Origin of the sequence: Psychroflexus gondwanensis ACAM 44, assembly GCF_000355905.1 — a bacterium.
In the GTDB taxonomy this organism is placed as follows: domain Bacteria; phylum Bacteroidota; class Bacteroidia; order Flavobacteriales; family Flavobacteriaceae; genus Psychroflexus; species Psychroflexus gondwanensis.
The window spans coordinates 59,793-77,171 of the sequence record NZ_APLF01000010.1; the positions used below are offsets into that span (position 1 = coordinate 59,793).

The 17,379-nt window shown below is 37.5% G+C and carries 13 protein-coding genes; 5 read left to right on the top strand and 8 right to left on the bottom strand.

The features are described 5' to 3' along the window. Window positions 1–173 precede the first annotated feature (173 nt). A complete protein-coding gene (locus PGOND44_RS10825; protein ID WP_081606526.1) occupies window positions 174–3,035 on the bottom strand; it encodes a triple tyrosine motif-containing protein in 2,862 nt (953 codons plus the stop codon). Continuing rightward, the gene (locus PGOND44_RS10830) at window positions 3,007–4,383 is read right to left on the bottom strand and encodes a sugar porter family MFS transporter (RefSeq protein ID WP_003441545.1); all 1,377 of its coding nucleotides are present in this window, start codon (window positions 4,381–4,383) and stop codon (window positions 3,007–3,009) included. The genes PGOND44_RS10825 and PGOND44_RS10830 overlap by 29 nt, the downstream gene beginning before the upstream one ends. Before the next feature lie 404 nt (window positions 4,384–4,787). On the opposite strand from PGOND44_RS10830, the gene PGOND44_RS10835 reads away from it, so the two are divergent. Continuing rightward, complete coding sequence (locus PGOND44_RS10835; protein WP_003441546.1) at window positions 4,788–5,837, top strand: NAD(P)-dependent alcohol dehydrogenase; 1,050 nt, start codon at window positions 4,788–4,790, stop codon at window positions 5,835–5,837. Between the two features lie 63 nt (window positions 5,838–5,900). Here the strand turns inward: PGOND44_RS10835 and PGOND44_RS10840 are convergent, their stop codons facing one another. Continuing rightward, a complete protein-coding gene (locus tag PGOND44_RS10840; RefSeq protein WP_003441548.1) occupies window positions 5,901–6,263 on the bottom strand; it encodes a DUF2237 family protein in 363 nt (120 codons plus the stop codon). Window positions 6,264–6,910: 647 nt separating this feature from the next. On the opposite strand from PGOND44_RS10840, the gene PGOND44_RS10845 reads away from it, so the two are divergent. Further along, the gene (locus tag PGOND44_RS10845; protein ID WP_003441550.1) at window positions 6,911–8,371 is read left to right on the top strand and encodes a sodium:solute symporter family protein; all 1,461 of its coding nucleotides are present in this window, start codon (window positions 6,911–6,913) and stop codon (window positions 8,369–8,371) included. Between the two features lie 428 nt (window positions 8,372–8,799). Here the strand turns inward: PGOND44_RS10845 and PGOND44_RS10850 are convergent, their stop codons facing one another. Then, a complete protein-coding gene (locus PGOND44_RS10850; RefSeq protein ID WP_003441552.1) occupies window positions 8,800–9,660 on the bottom strand; it encodes an aldo/keto reductase in 861 nt (286 codons plus the stop codon). A 17-nt stretch (window positions 9,661–9,677) separates the two neighbouring features. Then, window positions 9,678–10,646, bottom strand: coding sequence for a tryptophan--tRNA ligase (gene trpS, locus PGOND44_RS10855; RefSeq protein ID WP_003441554.1), 969 nt, complete (start codon window positions 10,644–10,646; stop codon window positions 9,678–9,680). A gap of 81 nt (window positions 10,647–10,727) precedes the next feature. Here trpS and PGOND44_RS10860 point away from each other — a divergent pair, with 81 nt between their 5' ends. The 3 genes from PGOND44_RS10860 to PGOND44_RS10870 all read left to right on the top strand — a co-directional run bounded on the left by PGOND44_RS10860 (window position 10,728) and on the right by PGOND44_RS10870 (window position 12,990). Further along, window positions 10,728–11,465: a lysophospholipid acyltransferase family protein gene (locus tag PGOND44_RS10860; RefSeq protein WP_003441556.1), complete on the top strand. Its 738-nt coding sequence runs from the start codon at window positions 10,728–10,730 to the stop codon at window positions 11,463–11,465. Between the two features lie 64 nt (window positions 11,466–11,529). Then, a complete protein-coding gene (locus tag PGOND44_RS10865) occupies window positions 11,530–12,288 on the top strand; it encodes a YebC/PmpR family DNA-binding transcriptional regulator (RefSeq protein WP_003441558.1) in 759 nt (252 codons plus the stop codon). Window positions 12,289–12,303: 15 nt separating this feature from the next. Further along, on the top strand, window positions 12,304–12,990 hold the full coding sequence (locus PGOND44_RS10870) for a hypothetical protein (RefSeq protein ID WP_003441559.1): 687 nt from the start codon (window positions 12,304–12,306) through the stop codon (window positions 12,988–12,990). 4 nt (window positions 12,991–12,994) lie between these two features. Here the strand turns inward: PGOND44_RS10870 and PGOND44_RS10875 are convergent, their stop codons facing one another. The 3 genes from PGOND44_RS10875 to PGOND44_RS10885 form a co-directional block, all read right to left on the bottom strand. Continuing rightward, a complete protein-coding gene (locus PGOND44_RS10875) occupies window positions 12,995–13,474 on the bottom strand; it encodes a DUF4199 domain-containing protein (RefSeq protein WP_003441561.1) in 480 nt (159 codons plus the stop codon). Window positions 13,475–13,489: 15 nt separating this feature from the next. Beyond that, complete coding sequence (gene secA, locus PGOND44_RS10880) at window positions 13,490–16,849, bottom strand: preprotein translocase subunit SecA (protein ID WP_003441564.1); 3,360 nt, start codon at window positions 16,847–16,849, stop codon at window positions 13,490–13,492. Between the two features lie 88 nt (window positions 16,850–16,937). Beyond that, entirely contained in the window at window positions 16,938–17,159 is a 222-nt protein-coding gene (locus tag PGOND44_RS10885) for a DUF2795 domain-containing protein (protein ID WP_003441576.1), read from the bottom strand. Window positions 17,160–17,379 lie beyond the last annotated feature (220 nt).

Below are 17,379 nucleotides of genomic sequence, written 5' to 3' on the forward strand. Positions count from 1 at the left end.
CAAAAAAACTACAAGTTGTTAAAATATAGGATTTTTGAGACATAATAGTATCTCGTCGCCTATTTATAGTGAGCTGAATAGACTTGTTAAATTTTTAACTACAACGTTGTATTTCAGTATTTTAGTCCGTTTGTAGTGGTAATGTAGAGTAGAAAGTGGCAATTGTATTGGTTCTATATTTCCAAAATATAATCGGTTAGGCCAATTTCACGGGGTAAGTCCATTTTTTTACGCAAACGATATCGTTTCACTTCTACACTTTTTGTAGATATATTGAAAAGCGGAGCGATCTCTTTCGACGATAAGTTCAAACGCAAGTAAGCGCTTAGTCTTAAATCATTTGGCGTTAAGGAGTTATGTTTAGATTTCATCTTTTTCAAAAAGTCTTTATCCGCATTATTAAAGGCTTCTTCGAAGATCTTCCAATCGTCTGAATTGTTGATGTTTTTATCGATAATCTTAATCACTTTCTTAGAAGAGGCTTGTAAAGGTTTAGATTTTTGGAGTTCCTCTTTTATTGAATTTAGAAATTCATTTTTCTTAATTAAGCTCATCGTAGATACAGCCAACTCTCTATTCTTGCTTTCTATATCTTGTTTGAGCTGTTCATTTTTAACTTGCATAAGTTCTTGTTCGTTTTCAAGCTCTTTAAGCTCCAATTCCTGGTTAGCTTTTCGCTTTAATTCAATTTTTTGCTTCTTATAATAGCGTCTATAGAAAGTGTGAACCACTGAAAAGAAAACAATTGAAATTAAAAGATAAACCATAAGCATAAGGTTTGAAAAAGCAAAAGGACGCTCTACAGTATATACAAACGATTTGGGACTGGTTTGGTACCGCTCCCCAATTCGTGCTCTCACCTGAAATTCATAGTCTCCATAAGACAGGTTGCTATATGTCATTTCGTTTTTTGACCCCCAAGCAGTCCAGTCTTCTAAAAACCCTTTGAGGCGAAATTGATATTCGGGAGAAAAGTATTTTTCAAAGTGCGGGACACTAAAACTAAAATGAATGTTATTGAACTTGTTCTTCAATACTGCTGGTTGGTCTGTGGTCAATGATACCGGTTCTTTTCCATTTTCCCAATACTGTACGGAAGTGAGATTAAGAGGTTGGTCTATTTTTGATTTAGAAAATTTATTGTAATTGATGACCATATAGCCTTGTGTAAGGCCCAATAAATATTCATCGTCGTTTAACTGAAGAATGTTTTCATAACCCGCCATCGTTCCTCTAGAGTCAGATGTAATTGGAATGGAAGCTAGCCTGTAACTATCATTTACTTTCCCTTGTAAGGTGAAATCTATACTGTTTTTATTGAAACTCCACAGGCCGATTTCTCCATCAGTTACTGCTAATTTTCCAGAGGAGTAAGTCTCTTCTGAATACATCTGGCTTAGTAAACTGTCTTTTTGAAAAGTATTGTCATCCATCTGAAATTTCCAAATGCCTTTTTGGTGGGCGTAATACACTTGGCCTTTAAATTTAGCCAAACTAGAGTATAGGCCTTTTTCTAGATCTAAGTATTGGTAGATTTTAGAAACTTGAGTGAAATCTTTGTCTAAGCTTATCCGATAAACGCCTTTGTATTCATGATCAATTAAAACTTCATTGGGTGATATGAATTCAACAAATTTTGAGGACACGTCAAAGTTTTTAATTTTATTACGAAACTGCCATTGACCGCTCACCTTCTCTAAAACACTCAAACCTGAATAATTACCCTGTAGAATAAGGCTTGGTTGATTTGGGACTGTCTTAAAGCACCAGGTGCCTAGTAAGTCCGAGAGTTGCTCAAAATCGTTATCTCCCACCACAAACGTCCCGTTGTTATGGCCGCAAAATAAAGTATCATCAATGCTTTTAAGAGTCCATACTTGTCCTTTGGATCCTTCCACAAGTTTAAAGTCCTCGCCAGGGCTTTCAACTGTTCTATAGAAAAGGCCTTGATTTGTTCCCAAATAGAGACGATTATTGTGAACGATAGAAGTATATATGGTGCCCAAAATTCCTTTATCGTCATTAAAAACACTGATAGACGAATTTATATTAACACAATCAATACCATTATCGAGTCCAAGCCAAACATTCCTGTCTATATCCTCAAAGACAGATAAAACAGTATTGTTGGTAAGGCTCTCCTGCTGTGAAATTTGATTTATAATGCGACCTTCGGGAGTAAGAAAAATAGCCCCTTGAGAAATAGTCCCTAAAACAAGGCCTCCATCCGTTTTTTGTAAACTTGCATATACATTGAAGGTATTAAGGCGAGTAAAATTGGAAGGCCATAATTGAGGTGCCTCCTCTAATGTATAAATCCCTTCTGTTTCAGTTTGCACCAAGATTTGATTCTTGTAGGTATAAAGATTGGTTATAAGATTGGTTGTAAAGAAATCGTGGTTTGAGACCAGAGAAGGAGTTCCGTCTTCAATTTTGAAGAGCCCTTTATTCACAATTTGAAAATAAAGATCGGACTCTAACTTAAACATTTTTGAAATGGAGCCTTCAATAGAAATTTTATTGACGGACTTATCATCGGTATGATAGGTATATAAATGATCTAAAGATTGGAAAATGATCCAGTCTTCAAGACGTTCAATAGTCCAGAATTGTTCATCTGTACCAATAGAATCAATAATATCGAGAGATAGTGAATTATAGTCAAGCTCACCTGTAGATTGTTTTTCCCAATATCCAAATTCACGATAACTCCCCGAGTATATTTTATCATCATGAAAAAAAACGGAGCGAAGAATGGTTTGGTTAGGAGATGGATATAGCGTCCAGGCTTCCCCGTCATACTCCAATAATCCCTTATTATTGGCAATGTAGATGTGCTTGTTTTCTCCTTGTGTAATGGACCAGTTCTGGTTGTCGGCTTGATAGTCTTTAGGCGAAAAACTTAAAACAGGAGGTAATTCCTGTGAGTAACTACTTCCTAAAAAGCAAAAGAACAAACAAACGTGTAAACTTACACGAAACATTATATTATTGAGTTTGTAACTCTTAATCCCAAATATCTTCAAGCTCTTCAAGTGATTTGTTTTTAGTTTCTGGTATAAATTTGTAGGTGAACACTATGATAAATAGTATAAACCCTATAAATATAAAATAAGGCAGTGATCCATTCCAAAAGCTATTCATATTGGTTTCACTTTCAGAAACGACTGGAAAAAATTGCGACACTACGTAATTCGATGCCCATTGGGCTGCTACAGCAATAGACATGGCAGCACTTCGGATTCGATTGGGGAACATCTCGGAGAGCAAAACCCAAACGACAGGTCCCATTGACATCGCAAACGACGCTATAAAAAGCAATACACCTATTAAAGAAACCAAACCAACACTTTGTTGCTGAAGACTAATACCGAGTAGAGAAAATCCAATGATCATTCCGACGCTTCCTATATAAATCAGCGGTTTTCTTCCGAATTTATCCACGGAGAACATGGCGATAAAAGTGAAAATTAAATTGATAAAAGCTAAAAGGATTTGTTGTAATAAAACATCCTCTTTACCAAAGCCTAGGGCTTTTTCAAAAATATCTGAGCCATAGTACAACACGGCGTTTATCCCAGTAAATTGTTGTAGCATGGAAAATATAGTCCCTATACATATAATTCCTAGAATGGCTTTCGAAAAAAAGTTGACTTTAGGCTTTTCTAGATTTTGATCTATCGATTCCTGAATTTGATGAGCCTCTTTCTTGGCCAATTCGCTTCCATGGATTTTTAAAAGAGTGCCATAACCTTCTTCAGGTCTCTGCATCAAGTATAACCACCTTGGACTTTTAGGAACAAAAAACAACAGAACCAAAAACAAGCCACTGGGAATTAACTCCGACCAAAACATCCGCCGCCAGCCAAAGGCAATATTCTCGGCGACAGTTAACTTATCGCCAATAAAGTAAGTCACCAAAAACACTACAAAAAACCCAATAACAATAGCCAATTGATAAAAGGTAACTAAAGTTCCACGCTTGTGTGACGGGGCAATTTCAGCAATATACATGGGAGCAGACATAGAGGCTATACCTATACCAAGACCCCCTATAATCCTAAAAACGACCAATAAACTAACGGACTCAGGTAAAAAAGAAGGCAAGCCAGAGCCCCATGCGGAAATTGTAAATAAAGCGGCAGAAATTATCAATGAATACTTTCTTCCAATTTTCATGCTCAGGTAACCCGCACTCAACGCCCCTAGAAGACAACCTATTAAGGCCGACCCAACTACCCAACCTTTTAAAGCTGGATCTAAGTCAAAGTGCTGACTCAGATAGTATTGAGCACCATTAATCACACCAGTATCATAACCAAACAAGAATCCGCCTAGTGCAGATACGGATGTAATGAGCAATAAAAACGTTTTAGACTTCATCAATTATTTTTTGCACAGCAAAATAGAAAACATATTTCAAATATACATCACTATATCGATAGAGATTTTTTGAAGTTTTGTATGGGTTCAAAATTAAACACTACTGCGGTCGAAGTTAATAATTCAAAAATAAAAGGATTAGAGAATATACATTTTTAGAGCAATCTGATCTAGCAGTCAGAAAATAACGGCTAGCTGCTTTGAGTCTAAATCTCTTTAGCGAAAGAGTAGATTAAATTATAAGAGAGCTCAAAAACAACTTACACTTCTAAACAGGTAATTTAAGTTCTAGATGGCATAACAAAAAATTGAAAGATTAAAAAAAGTTTAGTATTTAGGTTAAATCGAAGTCAAAAATTTTAAAAGCTACCCAATACCTCTTATATTTAATAAAATTAGAAATTATGAGTCAAGTAAAAGCTTATGGCGCTAAAGCCAGCGATGCAGATTTAAAACAATTAGATATCAAAAGAAGAGAACTTCTTCCTAATGATATACATATAGAAATAGATTATTGTGGTGTTTGCCATAGTGATATACACCAAGTTAGAAACGATTGGAAGAATTCTAAATATCCCGTTATTCCAGGTCATGAGATTATAGGACATGTTGTAGCTATTGGAAAAGACGTTACCAAATTTAAAGAAGGCCAAAAAGTGGGTGTTGGTTGTATGGTAGATTCTTGCCAAAACTGCGAAGCTTGTGATGAAGGCCTAGAGCAATTCTGTGAAAACGGAATGACAGCCACTTACAATAGTCCCGATGAACATTTAGGAGGACAGACTTTCGGAGGCTATTCAGAAGAAATCGTAGTAGACGAGAAATTTGTATTGAATGTCCCAGAAAAATTAGATATAAAAGGTGTGCCCCCTTTATTATGTGCTGGTATCACAACTTGGTCACCACTAAAACAATGGAACGTGCAGAAAGGAGATAAAGTAGGAGTTGTGGGTCTTGGAGGCCTTGGACATATGGGAATTAAATTCGCTCATGCGCTAGGGGCTCATGTGGTTATGATTACAACTTCCCCAAGTAAAAGTGAAGATGCAGAACGCCTTGGAGCAGATGAAGTATTGGTTTCTAAAAATGAAGAAGACATGAAGAAACATGCCAATTCTTTCGACTTTATATTGAACACTGTCCCGGTAGGTCATGATGTGAATCCTTATTTAAACTTACTTAAGCGAGACAAAACCATGTGTTTGGTTGGCGCCATAGAACCTCTTAAAGGAGTAAACGGCGGAGCGTTGATTGTAAAAAGAAAGCGACTAGCTGGTTCTCTTATTGGAGGGATCAAAGAAACTCAAGAAATGTTGGATTTCTGTGGTGAGCATAATATTGTTTCCGATGTGGAGATGATCGATATGCAAAATATCAATACTGCCTTTGAAAGAGTGGTTAATTCAGACGTCAAATACAGATTTGTCATTGACATGCAATCTTTAAAAAACTAAATAAAAATTAGTTTAATATAAGTTCAATCCCCTTTTGAAATGATTTCAAAAGGGGATTTTTTTTTACTCCTTATATTCCCATGCTTTCAGGGTCTCCAGCGAGATATACTCGAGCATTTTTTCATGGCAAGATTCTAGTCGCAAGTGAAGAGGATGCCCAGCTTCCTTACTTTTCAACCACACTCCCATACAAATACACCACCAATCACCTGGTTTCAACCCTGGAAAACTCCATTGCGGTTTAGGACTCACCAGATCGTTCCCTCTAGCTTTGTTCCATTCCAAAAATCCCTCGGTCACTTTTGCCGCAACAATATGGAGACCGGGATCTTGGTCGGAATATTTGCAAAACCCATCTCGAAAAGCCCCCGTCATAGGATCGTAAGAACAGGCTTGTAATTCTGTACCCAATACATTTTTCATCATTCTTTTTTCTTCTGAATTTGCCGTAAGTTAAGCAATAATAGGCAAAGTTAATGAGCTTTATAGCTAAGAAATCACCTAGATAGGATGCTGAAATTCAGGAAAAATAAAGGACTAAAATTCAAGTGATGTTGTTAGGTCAACTGAAGTCGGCGTAACGAAAAATCCTTAAAATTAATAATCAGGTCAATTTGAATAAAATGGATTTAGAGACAATACTTCCAAAGCGGAATTAGAAGTTTATTGGTTAGAATTTGCCAAAAGTAAATTCAAAGATATTAAAAGAAAGGCTAGTCTTTCCTGCCTAAATTCGGATATGCAGGTAGGTTTGTTTTTCCAGATCCTTCAGAATGGGCGATGCAAATCGAGGAACGAGATTCACAAACACTTAAAACAGCGAATACAAGAGCGAACTAAAAAAGAATAAAAGGTTTAAGTATTTCAACTACATCAAATTGACAATAAATAAGCACAGGAAAAAGTCAAATCTTGAAGCAGGATCACTTATTCCTAAGTAAGTCCTTTTTATATCAATGGATATTTTGATGAATTTTGATACAGATTGAACGAAATTGGAAGCAAGAAAACTATATTGCACAATTTTATTTCAAAAATGATTAAGAACCTAAGTTATATCGCAGCAAATTAATATGCAAAGTACAAATATTAGCATCCTATTTTTAATAATTTACGTTGCGGGAATTATAGCCGTAGGTATCTGGAATAGAAAGAGTGAAAGCAGTGAAGATTTCTTTCTGGCTTCCAGAAAACTCCCTGCTTGGTTATTGGCCGTTACTTTTATAGCCTCTTGGTGGGGCGGTGGTTCTGCTATAGATCTTGTAGATCATGCTCACAGAAATGGCATTAGCTCTTTTTGGATTTATGGGGTGCCTGTATTAATAGCGACTGCCCTTTTGTTTCTATTTGCTAGAGGAATTAGAAATATAGGGTCTATTTCGCAACCACAACTTATGGAACAACGCTACAACAGCACAGTTTCACTACTACTTACTGTTTTTATTATCATTTTTATGGTCATTGCCGCAACAGTTCAGGTCATTGTCGTAGGTAAATTCTTCCAGGCATTTTTTGATCTCAGCTATCAAACCGGTGCGATTATAGGTACGCTAATCGTGTTGACCTATTCCTTATTTGGTGGCTTTAAAGGCGTGGTGCTCACCGATTTACTTCAGTTTCTATTCTTTTTATTTACTGCCGTATTTTTGTTCTACACTGCCTACACCCAGTCGGGCGGCATGGAAGCTGTAAAAATGACAGCCCTTGCCAATAATAAAAGTGGTTACACGTCCTTTTTTAGTGACGTTTCTGATAATTTGGCCTATGTTATTACTTTTGGTACCTCGTGGATGATTCAGGCAAATATTTGGCAACGCATTTCTGCAGCAAAAAAATCTACAGACGCCAGAAAAATGATGATTATTAGTTTCCTCGCTTTTATTCCGCTCTATCTTATGGTGACTTATACAGGCATGTTTGCTTCTGTATTTTATGAAAGCGTTCCCAAAAGTGGAATTGTTCCCAATATGATTAGCAATATTTCAAATCCGTTAATTAGCGCTCTTCTTTTTGTGGGGCTAAGTGCGGCGATTATGTCTACCATGGATTCTCTTATCAATACCGGGGCACTTTCTTTAACTTTAGATATTTATAAAGAATATATAAACCCTAGGGCAAGTGCTGCTCATAACGTTACCATAGGCAGAATCTCCACCTTTATTATTGGTGCCATCGCTTTGCTAATAGCTTTAGAAATAAAATCGGTATTAACCATCGCCTGGATAGGGTCTGATTTTCTGACCAGTGGAGCATTCATACCCTTAATCTTGGGCTTCTTATGGGCAAGGGGAACAGCTACAGCTGCTACAATTTCTATGTTATTTGGGTTGGTATTTTCTAGCTATAATCTCCTGGTAGCTCTTGGCGCTCCCTTACCCGTTGCCTGGGAAATAGCCTCGGTTACACAAGCCTTAATCGGCATTTCCATTTCACTGATTTTATACGTGGGCTTTAGTTTTATAACTAAAACCGATCTAGAAAAAAGCAGAAGCTTTATCAGAAAAGCGAATATCTTAAACCGGACATACGATTAATATCAAATTGAATTTATAATGTCGTAGAAATAAATTGAATTACACTACGACGTAGCTCAGCACAGGTTTTTTGATGGATTGAAGTTAAAAATAATTAGCATAGCCTTAGTTACGGTATTTATTTTTGATAAAAAGCAGGCAAAAAAAGCCTGTGCCGAATCCGTTTTGGTAAAACGATGTATTGCGACAGTATAGGTTTAAATTGGCATAAGGCCCCTTCAGAAGAACATAGACAGAATTGACAATAAATTCGCTAAGGGTAAAGTCAATTGTAGGATATCTTAAGTCATAATACCATACAGATCTCTAGTTTACAAAAATAAAAAAAAGTTTACTGGATAAATTTTGACTTTTATCCTGTAGAAATTGCAAATATCTTTGACACAAAACATGAGCCTAAAAAAATGAAATGTATTTCGCGTTAAGAATTAGTCAACTTCATGACCCCGTGAAGCCTCCAATATTGAAAACCAATCCTGTAAACTTAAGTCTATAGCTAAAGCGGCTTTCAATACTTTCAGTCTTGTCATTTGGGTAGTCCCAACAACAGGTCTAATCCCGATGGGATGCACATTTAAAAAGGCAATGGCAAGTTGAGCTTTTTCACACTCATACTTTGTTGCCATTTCTTCTAGGGTTTTATCTAGAATAGGATTGTCCTGGTGTAAAGTATTTATACCTCCCAAAGGACTCCAAGCCATGGTTAGAATGTATTTACAAAGATGGTGCTGAAGAATATCATTTGTAAAAGGCTGTGGATGGTTTAAAGAACATTGCAACTGGTGTCCTTCTACTTCTACATACGCGCTTAATAAATCCATTTGCTGTGTTGTAAAATTAGACACGCCAAAGTGTTTAATTTTACCTTGTTCTTTCAAATAAATTATAGATTTAGCAATCTCTTGCAGATCCATCAATGGACTTGGCCTATGGAGTAAAAACGCATCTAAATAGCCACAATTCAAATTAGAAATAGATTGCTCTGCTTGTGCTATGATATACTCTGAATCATATTGATAATGCTTCACTCGATTATCTCGAGCGGAATTTGGCAATTGTATCCCACATTTAGAGATTAACTGAATGGAGTCTCGTTCAATTTTACTTTCTGTAAACGCTTTACCAAACTCAGCTTCTGTGGTATAATCTCCGTAAATATCAGCATGATCGAAGGTGGTGACACCAAGGCTGAGGCAGTCTTCAATTTGACTGGCCATTTGGTTGGTAGACATTTGCTTTCCCCACCTGCCCCACGTCATACATCCTTGTATAAGTTTAGACGTATACATCTGTAATTATTTTATTGTTAATAACCAAGTTTATGCCTCACCCGACTCAAGACTCCTCCAGCAACCTCTTTTGCTTTACTAGCTCCTATGCTTAACAGGTTATCGATCTCTGCTTTATTGTTCATAAAATAATCGAACCTTTCCCGTTCTTCAGAATAAGTAGTGAGAATCAAATCGAACAAGGCTTGCTTCGCATGACCATACCCAAACCCTCCAGCTAGGTAATTTGACTTTAAGGCTTCAACTTGAGTTTTAGAGCCAATCAATTTATAAATCTGAAATACATTACAGGTTTCAGGATCTTTAGGATCTTCTAAGGGCGTACTGTCCGTTTCGATTTGCATAATTTGCTTGCGCAATTTCTTATCGGTCTGGAAAATATTTATGGTATTGCCTTTAGACTTACTCATTTTAGCACCATCGGTTCCTGGGACGTATTTGGAAGATTCAGATAATTTGGCTTCAGGCAACACAAAGGTGTCGCCATATTGAGCGTGGAAGCGTTCGGCCACATCCCTGGTCATTTCAATATGTTGTAATTGATCTTTACCAACGGGAATAAATTCAGCATCATAGAGCAAAATATCCGCGGCCATCAACATAGGATAGCTAAATAAGCCCGCATTAACATCGCTCAACCGATCTGCTTTATCTTTAAACGAATGGGCTAAAGTTAGACGTTGGTATGGAAACATACAGTTTAAGTACCACATGAGTTCAGTTACTTGTGGGACATCACTTTGTCTATAAAAGGTCGATTTTTCGACATCTAACCCAAATGCAAGCCAGGTGGCAGCAGTGGCGTAGGTATTTTCTTTTAAGACTTCAGCGTCCTTTATTTGGGTAAGAGAATGTAGATTAGCAATAAATAGAAACGACTCATTCTTTGGAGAATTAGCCAATTCGATAGCAGGGATAATTGCCCCTAATAAATTTCCCAAATGTGGAGTCCCAGTGCTCTGGACACCCGTTAATATTCTAGACATAAAAATGGATATATTACAAATTGAGTCAAAGATAAATGTTTTGTTCAACCGAACCCATTCAATTTATTAAATTTGCCGCCTATGGTATGGATTAAGAACATTTTGATAGTCGTTTGGAGAATTTGGTTTTACATCATTGTCATTACTCCTCTTGTCATTCTATTGCCCTTTTTACTCATCACCACGTCCAAAGAAAAATGGTATCCCGGTACTTTCCGTATTGGTAAACTTTGGGCATCCATAGTTTTATACGGCATGGGCTTTTTTCCGAAAGTCACTTACAACACGCATCTCGATAAGCGAAAAAGCTATATGCTAACTGCCAACCACTCGAGTATGATCGATATTATGATGATGATTTATGTCTCCAAAACCCCTTTTGTATTCATCGGGAAACGGGAGCTAGCCAAACTTCCTGTTTTTGGATTAATTTATAGACGCTCTTGTATTTTGGTAGACAGAAGGAATGCAAAAAGTAGAAAAAATGCTTTTATGGAAGCCCAAAGACGCTTAAAAGATGGCGTCAGTATTTGTATTTTTCCTGAAGGCGGCGTCCCCAACGATATTACAAAGGTTTTGGATGAATTTAAAGATGGAGCCTTTCGACTCTCCATAGAACATCACATACCTATTGTGCCCATTTCATTTCCAGATAGCAAAAAAAGATTTCGTTATGGCTTCACCTCAGGAAGTCCAGGGGTTTTGAGAGCTGTTGTTCACCCTTTAATCCATACCAAAGGCCTTGAACTCACTTTCGAAAACCGTAAGCGTCTTAAGCGGGAAACTGCTGCCGCTATCGCCTCCGAACTTTACTGGTAAGGAAGAGTTGACAATGACTTCCTATTTCATTATATTAACGCTAAGTTTTTAATATAGTAAACGTATGGCTGGACATAGCAAATGGGCAAATATTAAACACAGAAAAGGGGCTCAAGATAAAAAGCGAGCTAAGCAATTTACGAGAGCGATCAAGGAAATTACAGTAGCGGTGAAGGAAGGCGGCGGAGATGATCCAGAAACTAATTCCACTCTACGCAATGCGATTTCAAACGCGAAAGGCGTAAACATGCCGAAAGATACCATAGAACGAGCCATCAAGAAAGCTTCTGGCGCCGATGCGGATACTTATGAGATGGTCACTTTTGAAGGTTATGGTCCTCATGGCATTGCCATTTACGTGGAATGCACTACCGATAATACCAACAGAACTGTCGCTTCCATCCGTTCTATTTTTAGTAAAAACGGAGGAGGTTTAGGCACCAATGGCTCCTTGGAATTTCTCTTTGATAGAAAAGGAGTGTTTATTCTGGACCAAGACCACGTAGAACTCAATTCTGAAGACTTAGAACTAGAATTGATAGACGGAGGAGCTTTGGATCTGGAAAAAGAGAAAGACCTCATAACCGTCTATACAGAATTCACTGATTTTGGTAAAATGGCGTCAAAACTTGAAACGCTCCATATCGAACCTAAAAACGCGGAAGTCCAACGTATTCCTTTAAACACAACTGAGCTCCCTTTGGAAGAGGCGATGCAAATCTTGAATCTCATCGATAAGTTTGAAGAGGATGACGACGTCCAAAACGTCTATCATACCTTAAAGATTACCGATGAATTGATTTCCGAAATTGAAAACAAATAATTAAAACCTAATAAAATGAAAAAATTATATTTGATCTTAAGTCTCTGTTTAATACTGTTTACGGAAATAAGTTTTGCTCAAGAAGACCAGATCACACCTACGGATAAGACTATTTTTGACGTTAATTATTACATCGGCTTTGGAATGATTTACTCAGATGCTCTCAACATCAATCCTTTTCTAAGCGAAAGTAATGTTCCGACAGTAAGGAGATTTCCTTTTGAATTTTCGTTTGGTCTGGTAGGTGATTTTGGTAAAAATCGAATTGATCTAGATTTCGGGTTTTACAATCAAGAGCGAGAACGTGATAATTTCGAACATCAATTAACCTCAGGTACGCTTTCACTGAGATATCTTAGGAATGTTCTACAGTTTGAAAATGAAGATCGAATTTATGCTGGTTTAGCCATTAATTACATGACATCAGAGCTAGAGTTTTTCAATAAAAATGAAACAATCGATTTAAATGAACCAGGAAGTTTTGGAGATGTTGCAAAGCTCGACCTTTATCAATTCCATATTGGCCCAAGCATTGGTTATTCTATATTCACGTCTGATGAGAATGAGGAATTTGTTAGATTTCAACTAAGTTACGACATAAACATCTTCACTAATAACTGGGATTCTGACTATGCCAGACTATCTAATAGCATTGAAGAAACCGGAAACCGATTCAGGTTTCAAGCAATCTTTCCATTCTGATACATCAAGGGTTTTTATTCTTTAGAACTAACGCGATGATTGCCGAAAAGAAAACTCCAGATCCTAGGTTATTAAAAATCGCTTGACTGATATAGCTGTTGAGATTATAAATCTGTTCTAAGCCTTCCCTAGGAATGCCTTGTGCTGCTCTTACCTCCACAATATTTGAAAAGAATTCTGGAGTCACAAATTCTGCCATGATGTAAATGGCTGCTGGAGACAAGCCTCCAATTACTGCTGAAAGAACTACTCCAGAAATAAAGGCTTTTTGCCAAGTGATTTCACCTTTGTAGTAAAGCTCTCGTTTTTCTCGAATTGCTAACACATACACCAAAATTTGAGGGATCATGAGCCAAAACGAAAATATAGCTTGGCTACTCACGTGTTCATCGTGGTAGCCTAAGTATTTTTCAAAATAGACCCAAGCGATGCTTATAGCTGTATATACGGAAGCCCACTTTAATTCAATTTCAAATTTCTTCATCCTTGAATCTTGATGTTAATGGTTCATCAGTACCCACTCTCCTTTATCAATTAAAGGGATCGCTTGCTTGTACTTCATGGATTTTTCTTCACCAGAACCCACATGCTTGATGGTCACTTTATCGTTTCTACCAATTTTTGGCTGATCTCTAACGATGGTTTCAACAACCTGTTGTTGTTGACTAGCCTGAGCCCCAGCTTTTCTAGATTGGGCTGCGCGCTCATCTAAGTTTTGGATCTCTTCTTTTTGAGTTTGTAACTGCTCTTTGGACTTTAGTTGTCTAGCTTCAGTAATTTGATCTGGTTCACGCTGTGGTAACTCTCCTTTGAATAAGAAAGAAATCACCTCTTTATTCACCTCTTCAATCATGACTTTAAACAGTTCAAAAGCTTCAAACTTATAGATCAATAAAGGATCTTTCTGCTCGTGAACAGCCAATTGAACACTTTGCTTTAACTCATCCATCTTACGAAGGTGGTTTTTCCAAGCTTCATCGATAATGGCTAGAGAAATGTTCTTTTCAAAGTCGGTAATCAAGTCTTTTCCTTCAGTTTCATAGGCCCTCTTCAAGTTTGTAACGACTTGAAGTGTCTTTTGGCCATCGGTAAAGGGAACTGCAATACGTTCAAATTTTTCTCCCTGCTTTTCAAACACTTGTTTGATCACTGGAAAAGCCTCTTCAGCATTGTTTATCATTTTAGCTTTATAGTTCTCATAAGCTTGTTTGTAAACAATTCCCGCCGTTTTTTGAACAGCTTGCTTTTCAAATTGTGCTTTAGATACTGGAGAGTTCATCGAGAAGAAACGAATCAACTCAAACTCAAAGTTTTCAAAGTCAGTATTGGCATTATTGAAATCTGTGATCACCTCGGCGGTATCAAAAATCATATTGGCAATATCGATTCTCAATCGTTCACCATATAGTGCGTTATAACGTCTCTTATAGATAACTTCTCTTTGAGCGTTCATCACATCATCATACTCCAGCAAACGCTTACGAATACCGAAGTTGTTCTCTTCTACTTTCTTCTGAGCGCGCTCTATGGATTTTGAAATCATAGAATGCTGGATCACTTCTCCCTCTTCCAAGCCCATTCTATCCATCAATTTGGCAATTTTCTCACTACCAAATAAACGCATCAAATTATCTTCTAAAGACACATAAAACTGTGAGCTTCCTGGATCTCCTTGACGACCAGCACGTCCTCTCAACTGCCTATCGACACGTCTAGAATCGTGGCGCTCTGTACCGATGATAGCTAAACCACCAGCGTCTTTTACGTCTTTAGACAATTTAATATCCGTACCACGGCCAGCCATATTGGTGGCTATAGTAACAATACCTCCTTTACCCGCTTCAGCAACAATATCTGCTTCGCGTTTGTGCAATTTGGCGTTCAATACATTATGGGGAACTGAGCGTAATTTCAACATACGACTCAGTAATTCTGAAATTTCTACAGAAGTAGTTCCTATTAATATAGGTCTGCCTTTTGCAGAAAGTTGTGCCACTTCGTCGATAATGGCATTGTATTTTTCACGCTTAGTCTTAAAGACCTTGTCTTGTTTATCGTCTCTAGAGATGCGCTTATTAGTTGGAATTTCCATGACATCTAACTTATAGATCTCCCAGAATTCTCCAGCTTCTGTCATCGCTGTACCCGTCATCCCAGACAACTTATTGTACATTCTAAAGTAATTCTGAAGCGTTACCGTCGCAAATGTTTGAGTGGCATCTTCAATCTTTACATTTTCTTTGGCTTCAATCGCCTGATGGAGACCATCAGAATAACGACGCCCGTCCATGATCCTACCGGTTTGCTCATCTACAATCTTCACCTTGTTTTCCATCACCACATATTCGGTGTCTTTTTCAAACAACGTATAGGCTTTCAGCAATTGTCTTAGCGTGTGAATTCGCTCACTTTTAATGCTAAAATCTCTATATAACTCTTCTTTTTTCTCTGCTTCTTCTTCTTTAGGTAAGCCTAATTTTTCGATTTGGGCAATTTCCACCCCAATTTCAGGCATTACAAAGAAATCTTTGTTATCCTCTCCAGAAAGGAAATCGATTCCTTTATCGGTGAGGTCTATTTGGTTGCTTTTCTCTTCAATAGTAAAATACAATTCGGCATCTACCTTAGGCATTTCCTTATTGTTGTCTTGCATATAGAAATTTTCAGTTTTCTGGAGCAATTGCTTCACCCCTTCTTCACTTAAAAATTTAATTAAGGCCTTATTTTTTGGCAAGCCACGGAATACTCTCAACAGTTGTAATCCCCCTTCTTTGGTTTCGCCTTCTTTGATCAGTTTTTTAGCTTCCGCCAAAACACCAGTTAATTGTTTACGTTGAACTTCAACAATTTGAGCGATTTGCGGCTTTAAGTTTTCAAACTCATGCACATCGCCTTTAGGAACAGGTCCAGAAATAATAAGTGGTGTTCTAGCATCATCAATCAACACCGAATCCACCTCATCCACAATCGCATAATGGTGTGGACGCTGGACGAGATCATCTGGAGAGTGACTCATGTTATCTCTTAAATAATCAAAACCAAACTCGTTGTTGGTTCCGTAGGTAATATCCGCATTATAAGCTTTACGTCTAGCTTCAGAATTAGGCTTATAGTAGTCTATACAATCCACGCTTAACCCATGAAATTCAAACATAGGCGCCATCCAAGCACTATCCCTTTTGGCCAGATAATCGTTGACTGTAACTAAGTGAACGCCATCACCACTTAAAGCGTTTAGGTACATCGGCAAGGTCGCCACCAAGGTTTTACCTTCCCCCGTTTGCATTTCAGCAATTATCCCCTGGTGCATTGCAATACCCCCAATCAATTGGACATCATAATGAATCATGTCCCAAGTAATTGGCTTACCCGCTGCATCCCACGAGTTGTTCCAAATGGCTTTGTCGCCGTTTAGGTTTACATAGTCTTTGGAAGCCGAAAGCGTTCTGTCAAATTCTGTAGCACTGACTTCTAAACTTGTATTGTGGAAAAAACGCTTGGCAGTTTCTTTCACCGTTGCAAAAGCTTCCGGAAGAATATCATTAAGCACCTCTTCGGTCGTTTTATAAATTTCGGCCTTTAGATCGTCAATTTCACCATAAAAGTTCTCTTTCACATCAATATCTGGCTCATGTTCAGCCTTCTCTTCCAGCGCATCGATCTGCGACTGCAAGTCTGCGGTGGCCTCTTTAATCGTCGTCTTAAAACGAGAGGTATTTTGACGGAGTTCGTCTATGCTTAGCGCTTCAAACTGACTTTCGAAACTTTTGATTTGATCAACAATTGGAGTAATAGCTTTAAGATCTTTCTTGGTCTTATCGCCTACAAATACTTTTAATACGGAATCTAAAACACCCATAAGTGGCTTTATTAATTTAGTGATTCAAAGGTAACGAAAAAAAAAGTCTCTTTACGAGACTTTTAGAGTGAATTTGGGAACAGAAAAGTTAATATTCGTCTTCGTTCCAAAGATAATCGTCATCTGTAGGATAATCTGGCCAGATTTCCTCTATAGAGTCGTAGGTGTCGCCTTCATCTTCTATGGATTGTAAGTTTTCTACAACTTCAAGTGGGGCCCCCGTTCGTATGGCATAATCAATCAATTCGTCTTTGGTTGCTGGCCAAGGCGCATCACTTAGGTAGGAAGCAAGTTCTAAAGTCCAATACATTGCAAGGATATTTTAATTTTTGCAAATGTAATTTTTTTAGCGTAACAGTCAACATTTTTAAGAATTATTTCAACCTAAACTTCAGCTAAGCCTCTGATTTCAAATTGCTTTTGAATTTGGTGGTGAGTGGTGAGTGGTGAGTGGTGAGTGGTGAGTTAAAATAATTTTGAATTATTAATTAAGAATTTTTAATTAAATACATGTCAGTTCGAGCCTGCCT